Here is a 7,172-nt window from a genome sequence, read left to right on the forward strand (position 1 = left end):
GCCAGAGTCAACCAACGAGGGATGCCACCATGCTTCAGCACGCCCCTTCCTGCACCGCGACACGAGAACCGGCGCCCCCGACTGCGGTCATCGGCCGCTTCGTGCCGGCAGGTCTGCTCGCCCTGGCCGTCGCGGCCCTGACCCTGGCGCCGACGAGCGGCCAGGCGGCCCAGGCCGACCGCTCCGACCCCGTCAAGGTTCAGGCCGACAAGAAGGTGACTCGCTACAAGGAGGGCAGCAGCGTCTACACCGGCGACGTGGTGATCGACCAGGGCAGCCTGCACGCCACCGGTGACCGGGCGACCCTCTATCTCGAGGACGGTGAACTCGTGCGGGCGGTGCTGGAAGGCAAGCCAGCCACCTTCCGCGAACTCGACGACGAGGGCAACCTGGTCGAGGGGGAGGCCCTGAATGCCGACTACCGCACGGCCGATCGGGAGGTGATCCTCACCGGCCAGGCCTGGATGACGCGCACGGGTGACCGGATCAGCTCGGATCGCATCACGTACGATCTCGCCAACGAGGTGATCGAGGCCGGGGACAGCGAAGGCGGCTCCCGCGTCGAGATGACCCTGCAGCCGCGCAACCGCCCCGAGGAGGATTGAGCGTCGCGATGGCCAACAACCCGACCCAAGAAACCAACCCCATCGCCCTGCTCGAGGCTCGCTCGCTCTCCAAGAGCTACGGGGCGCGGACGGTCGTGCGCGATGTCTCGCTCACGGTCGACGCCGGCGAAATCGTCGGGCTTCTCGGGCCCAACGGGGCCGGCAAGACCACCAGTTTCTACATGATCGTGGGCCTGGTGGGGGCCGATCAGGGCGGGGTCTACCTGGACGGCCGTGACATCACCAGCACGCCCATCGACCAGCGTGCCCGGCTGGGGCTCGGCTACCTGCCGCAGGAAGCCTCGGTATTCCGCAAGCTGACCGTCCGGCAGAACATCCTGGCCATACTCGAACTACGCGAGGACCTTGACCGCCACGGGCGCCGCGAGGCCCTGGAGGAACTGCTCGATGACCTGAACATCGGGCACATCGCCGGCTCCAAGGGGCAGGCCCTGTCCGGTGGCGAACGCCGCCGCGTGGAGATCGCCCGCGCTCTGGCTGCCAATCCGCGGGCAATGCTGCTCGACGAGCCCTTCGCCGGTATCGATCCCATTTCGGTGAACGACATCCAGCGCATCATCGAGCACCTGCGCGATCGCGGCATCGGCGTGCTGATCACCGACCACAACGTGCGCGAGACCCTGGGTGTCTGCGAGCGCGCCTACATCGTCTCCGACGGGACGATCCTCGCTCACGGCACGGCCGAGGAACTCCTGGCCAACCAGTCCGTGCGCGACGTCTACCTTGGTCACGATTTCCGGCTCTGACCCAGTCGGCGTTCTACTGTCACTGCCCTACCGAATGGGCTAGACTGGTCCCATGCAAATTACGTGCAAGACCCGTGCCTCGTTCAGTTCGCCAGACGGACTGCCAGTCGAACAGGCATGCAGTTTCCCTGAGAACATGTCGTTAAAACAGTCTGTTGTCGGAGGCTTTTCATGGCAGGCATGAAGGCAGGCCTGGAGCTGAGGATGGGCCAGTCCCTGGCCATGACGCCTCAACTGCAGCAGTCCATTCGTCTCCTGCAGTTGTCGACCGTCGAACTGACCCTCGAGATCCAGCAGGCTCTCGACAGCAACCCGCTGCTCGAGGTGGCCGAGGATTCGGATCCCACCGAAGCGGAGTCCGAGGAAACGTCCCCGACCGAACAGGACCCGGGCGCCAAGGCCGGCGAGGCCTTGCTGGAGGATCGCCAGGACAAGCCGGCCGACGAGAACCTGGTGGTCGACTCCTCCTGGGACGACTACTACGAGCCCGATGGCGGCACCGCCCTGAGCGCCTCCGCTCCCGGTGACGGCGACTACGACCCGTTCGCCACCCAATCCACCGGCGAGGAGGACTTGCGCGACCACCTGCTCAGCCAGGTACACCTCGCCTCGCTGTCCGAGACCGACCGGCAGATCGCCACGGCACTGATCGAGTCCATCGATCCGGCCGGCTACCTGCAGGAGTCGCTGGAGGAAATCGCCGCGCTAGTCCGCGAGGATATTCCCGAAGTCGAGATCGACGAGATCGAAGCGATGCTGCACTACATCCAGCACCTCGACCCGACCGGCGTCGGCGCGCGCTCGCTCAACGAGTGCCTGTTGCTGCAGATCGATCAGGAACACGGCGACGACCCTGCCGTGGCCAATGCCCGGGCCCTCCTCGAGGGAGACCACCTGGAGGCCATCGCCCGCCGAGATCTGCCCCAGGTGACCCGCAGCCTCGGCATCGATCGCGAGGCGCTGGAGGCCGCCCTTCGCCTGATCCAGGGTCTGGATCCACGTCCCGGCCTGTCCATCGGCGAGACCCAGGCCGACTACGTCAAGCCCGACGTGATCGTGACCCACCTCGAGGACGGCTGGCATGTCGACCTCAACCCCGAGATCGCCCCTCGCCTGCGGGTCAACCAGACCTATGCCGGCCTGATCGACCGCTCCAGCCGGGGCGATGACGCCACCTACATCCGCAACCACCTTCAAGAGGCTCGCTGGTTCATCAAGAGCCTGCGCAGCCGCAACGAGACGCTGCTCAACGTCGCCCGCGAGATCGTCCGTCGGCAAATGGACTTCCTCGAACAGGGCGAAATCGCCATGAAGCCGATGGTGCTGCGCGAAATTGCCGAGACCCTCGACCTGCACGAGTCCACGGTCAGCCGCGTCACGACGCAGAAATACATGCTCACGCCCCGCGGCGTGTTCGAGTTCAAGTACTTCTTCTCCAGCCACGTCGGTACCAGTGACGGCGGGGAATGCTCCTCTACCGCCATCCGCGCACGCATCAAGAAGCTTGTGGAGGATGAAAATCCGCGCAAGCCCTTGAGTGACGCGAAGATTGCAACCATGCTTGGAGAAGAAGGGATCGATGTGGCCCGACGCACGATCGCCAAATACCGCGAAGCAATGGGCATTGCTTCATCCACTGACCGCAAGCGACTGATATAGCCGCACAACACGGGAGTTGCTCATGCAAATAGACATCACCGGTCATCACGTCGATGTCACCGAGGCCATGAAGAGCCACGTTCACGACAAGTTCACGCGTCTCGAGCGCCACTTCGACAAGCTGGTCGACATTCACGTCATCCTGACCGTCGAGCGCAAGGAGCTGCAAAAGGCCGAAGCGAACCTGTTTGTCAGCGGTCAGGACATGCACGCTGAAGCCATCACCGACGACATGTACGCCTCCATCGACGCGATGGTGAACAAGCTCGATCGCCAGATCGTCAAGCACAAGGAAAAGCTCACGAGCCATCGTTGAGCGTCACGGGCGACCTGCCTGACAGGTCGCCTTGTTCCCATCGGGAGCGCCTCGATCTCGCCTTCGAGAAACCCCGCTTCGACATGCGTATCCCTCGCCCGACCCTACCCTTTCAGTCCGACTGGCCGGCGTGGTATTGCAGACCGGACACAAAACGCTATGATGCGCGCCGACCCGACATTTTCCCGTAGCGACCCACGAGCGATCCTCGTGAACCGTCGACCGACAGAGTGACGCATGAATACTGCCGAGCTGTTCCCGATCCATCACATACGGATCGATGAGCTGTACCAGAGCCGCAAGCGCGTACTGGAGGTCCTTTCCGGCCTGCTCGCCGACGACGAACTGGGCGGCGAACATGCCACACGTGTCTTCGAGGCCCTGATTGCCCGCGAGCGCCTGGGATGCACCGCCATCGGCCACGGCATCGCCGTTCCGCATGGCCGCGTCGACGACATCCTGACCCCCCGGGGCGCGGTGATCCGCTTGCGTGAAGGCGTGGATTTCGACGCACCGGACGGTGCGCCTGTCACCCTGGTGATCGGTCTGGTGATCCCCGAGGACTGCCCGGAGCAGCACCTCGAGATACTCGGCCGCCTGGCTCGTCACCTGAACGATCCCGACGAGCGCGACACGCTCATGCAGGCTCAAAGTGAAGAACGCGTGCAGAGCCTGATGATAGAGTGGTTGAAGGACAGCACCGAGGCGCCGACGACCTAGGAAGCCGGCGAGTCTTCGGTAGCGCCACACTCGCGGACGGGCTCGCCATGACAGACAACACCGGACACCTTCACGTCACTGCCTCGCAGGACGATGCCGCATGGCAGGAAATCCTCCCTCCCAGCTGGTCCGAAGGCCTTGTCGAAGGGGAACGGCTCGTCGGCCCTGCCAACCCCTGGATACCCACCCGAATCGCCCTGATCGATCACTATCTGCGTGAGAGTCTCAACGATCTTGCCCGCGCAAACGGTCCCGATGGAACAAGCGAGCATCCTCGGCTGATCGTGCTGACGGAAACGGCACGCGACGAAGCCGAGCGGTGGATCGAGGGGCACCGCCAGGGCGCCCATCGCGCATCCGCCACCCACGTCATCAGTACTCCGGAAGACAGTGACACGCTGTCCCGCCGCTTCAGGCGACTCTGCGGCCGACCGCCCAAGGATTGGCGCCACGGCGTTTTCATGGAGATCAGCGGTCTCGGGGTACTTATCCGCGGTGCCGCGGGCATCGGCAAAAGCGAAGTGGCACTGGAGCTGATCACCCGCGGCCACCGCCTCGTGGCCGACGACGCCCCTTGCTTCCACGCCCGTGGCAGCGAGGTTACCGGGTCCTGCCCCAAGCGGCTGTTCGGCCTGCTCGAGGTCCGCGGCATCGGCATTTTGGACATCCGGGAGCTCTTCGGCAGCAATGCGCTCAAGGCACGCAAGTATCTCCGCCTGATCGTCGATCTCTATCCGGCCGATAGCGCCCGGCCCATCGGCCCCGACCAGCGGCTGTTCGGCGACCGCGGGGCCGAGCGGATCGCCGGCCACGACATTCCGGTCTGGCGTCTCCCGGTCGCGCCCGGGCGCAACCTTGCCGTGCTGCTCGAAGCGATCGTCCGACAGCGCAATCTGGAGCGACAGCGCGGCTCTCGCCCGGCCAGTGACCGGGTCGCGACGCTTCTCGCCGTCGACAGCACCACGGATTCACCGGAGGAACCTTGATGACGCGCACCACCCCGCGCCTGATACTGGTCACCGGACAATCCGGCTCCGGCAAGTCGGTGGCGCTCGCCGCGCTCGAGGACAGCGGCTTCTACTGCATCGACAATCTCCCGCCGGACCTGCTCGACCATCTGGCCGAAAGCTACCTGGAAGGCGGCATCGCCGCCCGCGGCATCGCCATCAGTATTGACGCGCGGGCGCCGGAACGGTCGCTCGCCGACCTGCCCGGGCGAATCGAGAACCTCAAGCAGCGACTGCCGGAACTCTCGGTGAGCAGCGTGTTCCTCGAGGCGGACCAGCAGCGCCTGATCGCCCGCTTCAGCGAGACGCGCCGGCGCCACCCCCTCTCCTACCAGATCGACAACCTGGTCGAGGCGATCAAGCGCGAGGGGCAGTTGCTTACCCCCATCCGGGCCTACGCCGACCTGGTCATCGACACGAGCCTTACCACGGTGCACCAGTTGCGCGAGGACGTGCGCTCGCGTCTGGTCGGCGAAAAGGCCACCGGACCGCGTATCCTGATCCAGTCGTTCGGCTTCAAGTTCGGGATCCCGCTGGACTCCGACTTCCTGTTCGACGTGCGCTTCCTTCCCAACCCGCACTGGGACACCTCACTGCGCCCCCACAGCGGGCTCGACGAGGCCGTGGTGAACTACCTTGAACAGCACCCCGTCACTCACCAGACCCGCGGCCAGATCAGCGAGTTCCTCTCGACCATCCTTGTCCAGGCGATCCGCAGCGACCGAAGCTACGTGACCTGTTCGATCGGCTGCACGGGCGGCAAGCACCGCTCGGTCTATGTCGTCGAGCAGATCGCTCGGGACCTGAAACCGTCCTTCGACAACCTCGTCGTGAGGCACCGGGATCTGGGCAACCACTGACCGACCACCCCGGATAGGCAAACGATTCCGAATCCGCCCTGTCCCGTGTCGGTTTTTCGGTATGATGCAGGTTTTGGAAGCGCCGGGGCGACCGGATGCCGGCCGCTCCGGTCCTTGCCTGGCGCAGCGTGAACGAGGAATCGACACGACGATGACCGTGGGAATACTGCTTATCTGCCACAACGACATCGGTGCGCAATTGATCGAAACGGCCGCCGACATGCTCGAGCGTGTTCCCACCCGTCTTGCGCATATCGATGTCAGGCAGGATGACGACCCCATCGATCTGCTGGCCATGGCACGCCGCCGCGTATCCGAAATCGACTCGGGCGAAGGTGTGCTCGTCATGACCGACATGTTCGGATCGACGCCGTCAAACATTGCCCACCGCCTGCGCGACCAGCACGACGTGCAGGTGATCTCCGGGGTCAACCTGCCGATGCTGGTGCGGGCACTCAACTACCCGCGTCTGGGCCTGGAGGAAATGACACAGAAGGCCTGGACTGGCGGGCGTGACGGCATCATCCTGGACAACAGACAGTAGTCGGCACCGACACCACGGACAGGTCTGACATGAACGATACGACCACGATCACTCGACAGATGACGCTCTGCAACAAGCGCGGGCTGCACGCCCGTGCAGCAGCGCGATTCGCGGCCACGGCCGAGCAGTTCGAGAGCGATATCGAGGTCTCGTTCGACGAGCGTTGCGTCAACGGCAAGTCGATCATGGGCCTGATGATGCTCGCTGCCGCGTGCGGCAAGACGATCGAGGTCACCGGGCGCGGGGCAGATGCAGACCAGGCTGTCGAAGCGATCGCGAAGCTCGTCGGGGCACGCTTCCACGAATCCGAATAAACAAACGGGGTACACGATGCAACGCAGAGGCAACCAAGCAAAAGACGGCTACGTCGGACTGGACAATGACCGTGACGGCGGCATGACCTTCCACGGCCGCCTTGTGCTCGACGCGCGGGTCTTCGGCCTGATCCCGGAAGACGAGACCTGTGAAGGCTGGGAGCTGGGCCGCTTGCAAGGCCTGGCGGACAAGGTCAACGCGGAATGGGACAAGCACGGCGGCGGCATCCCGAGCCTGCTCCCTGACGAGCTCCGTGCCCGTCATGCCCGGATCTACGAGGAGCAGGTGGAAAAGGCGCGGGCAGCGGGCTGGGACCCGGACGCCCGCCTCGAGGAAGACTGATACCTCCTCCGCACGCAAAAGGCCGCCCCATCGAAGA

At 64.7% G+C, this 7,172-nt stretch carries 10 protein-coding genes; all 10 read left to right on the forward strand.

Translation table 11 applies throughout. The features are described from left to right. Positions 1–605, forward strand: a 605-nt coding sequence (gene lptA, locus ACESL5_RS02295; protein WP_372591164.1) for a lipopolysaccharide transport periplasmic protein LptA, incomplete at its 5' end; no start/stop codon positions are given. Positions 606–613: 8 nt separating this feature from the next. Further along, positions 614–1,372, forward strand: a complete 759-nt coding sequence (gene lptB, locus ACESL5_RS02300; RefSeq protein WP_372591165.1) for an LPS export ABC transporter ATP-binding protein — start codon at positions 614–616, stop codon at positions 1,370–1,372. 180 nt (positions 1,373–1,552) lie between these two features. Continuing rightward, a complete protein-coding gene (locus tag ACESL5_RS02305; RefSeq protein WP_372591174.1) occupies positions 1,553–3,031 on the forward strand; it encodes an RNA polymerase factor sigma-54 in 1,479 nt (492 codons plus the stop codon). A 22-nt stretch (positions 3,032–3,053) separates the two neighbouring features. Further along, the gene (hpf, locus tag ACESL5_RS02310; RefSeq protein WP_372591166.1) at positions 3,054–3,347 is read left to right on the forward strand and encodes a ribosome hibernation-promoting factor, HPF/YfiA family; all 294 of its coding nucleotides are present in this window, start codon (positions 3,054–3,056) and stop codon (positions 3,345–3,347) included. A gap of 237 nt (positions 3,348–3,584) precedes the next feature. Beyond that, positions 3,585–4,067, forward strand: a complete 483-nt coding sequence (locus ACESL5_RS02315) for a PTS sugar transporter subunit IIA (RefSeq protein WP_372591167.1) — start codon at positions 3,585–3,587, stop codon at positions 4,065–4,067. 47 nt (positions 4,068–4,114) lie between these two features. Continuing rightward, positions 4,115–5,053 (forward strand): hypothetical protein, encoded by a 939-nt coding sequence (locus ACESL5_RS02320; RefSeq protein ID WP_372591168.1) that lies wholly within the window; start codon positions 4,115–4,117, stop codon positions 5,051–5,053. Continuing rightward, positions 5,053–5,934, forward strand: a complete 882-nt coding sequence (gene rapZ / locus ACESL5_RS02325) for an RNase adapter RapZ (RefSeq protein WP_372591169.1) — start codon at positions 5,053–5,055, stop codon at positions 5,932–5,934. Before ACESL5_RS02320 ends, rapZ begins: the two co-directional genes overlap by 1 nt. Positions 5,935–6,085: 151 nt before the next feature. Then, on the forward strand, positions 6,086–6,478 hold the full coding sequence (locus ACESL5_RS02330; RefSeq protein WP_372591170.1) for a PTS sugar transporter subunit IIA: 393 nt from the start codon (positions 6,086–6,088) through the stop codon (positions 6,476–6,478). 29 nt (positions 6,479–6,507) lie between these two features. Continuing rightward, positions 6,508–6,792, forward strand: a complete 285-nt coding sequence (locus ACESL5_RS02335; RefSeq protein ID WP_372591171.1) for an HPr family phosphocarrier protein — start codon at positions 6,508–6,510, stop codon at positions 6,790–6,792. Positions 6,793–6,808: 16 nt separating this feature from the next. Beyond that, positions 6,809–7,135, forward strand: a complete 327-nt coding sequence (locus ACESL5_RS02340; RefSeq protein ID WP_372591172.1) for a hypothetical protein — start codon at positions 6,809–6,811, stop codon at positions 7,133–7,135. The last annotated feature ends 37 nt before the right edge of the window (positions 7,136–7,172 follow it).

This window comes from Guyparkeria sp., from assembly GCF_041687595.1.
Lineage (GTDB): Bacteria > Pseudomonadota > Gammaproteobacteria > Halothiobacillales > Halothiobacillaceae > Guyparkeria.

What these genes read in the sequence shown, in the direction of transcription:
- lptB (WP_372591165.1), top strand. Translation starts at nt 614, where the DNA reads ATGGCCAACAACCCGACCCAAGAAACCAACCCCATCGCCCTGCTCGAG.
- ACESL5_RS02330 (WP_372591170.1), top strand. Translation starts at nt 6,086, where the DNA reads ATGACCGTGGGAATACTGCTTATCTGCCACAACGACATCGGTGCGCAA.
- ACESL5_RS02305 (WP_372591174.1), top strand. Translation starts at nt 1,553, where the DNA reads ATGAAGGCAGGCCTGGAGCTGAGGATGGGCCAGTCCCTGGCCATGACG.
- rapZ (WP_372591169.1), top strand. Translation starts at nt 5,053, where the DNA reads ATGACGCGCACCACCCCGCGCCTGATACTGGTCACCGGACAATCCGGC.
- ACESL5_RS02335 (WP_372591171.1), top strand. Translation starts at nt 6,508, where the DNA reads ATGAACGATACGACCACGATCACTCGACAGATGACGCTCTGCAACAAG.
- ACESL5_RS02315 (WP_372591167.1), top strand. Translation starts at nt 3,585, where the DNA reads ATGAATACTGCCGAGCTGTTCCCGATCCATCACATACGGATCGATGAG.
- hpf (WP_372591166.1), top strand. Translation starts at nt 3,054, where the DNA reads ATGCAAATAGACATCACCGGTCATCACGTCGATGTCACCGAGGCCATG.
- ACESL5_RS02340 (WP_372591172.1), top strand. Translation starts at nt 6,809, where the DNA reads ATGCAACGCAGAGGCAACCAAGCAAAAGACGGCTACGTCGGACTGGAC.
- ACESL5_RS02320 (WP_372591168.1), top strand. Translation starts at nt 4,115, where the DNA reads ATGACAGACAACACCGGACACCTTCACGTCACTGCCTCGCAGGACGAT.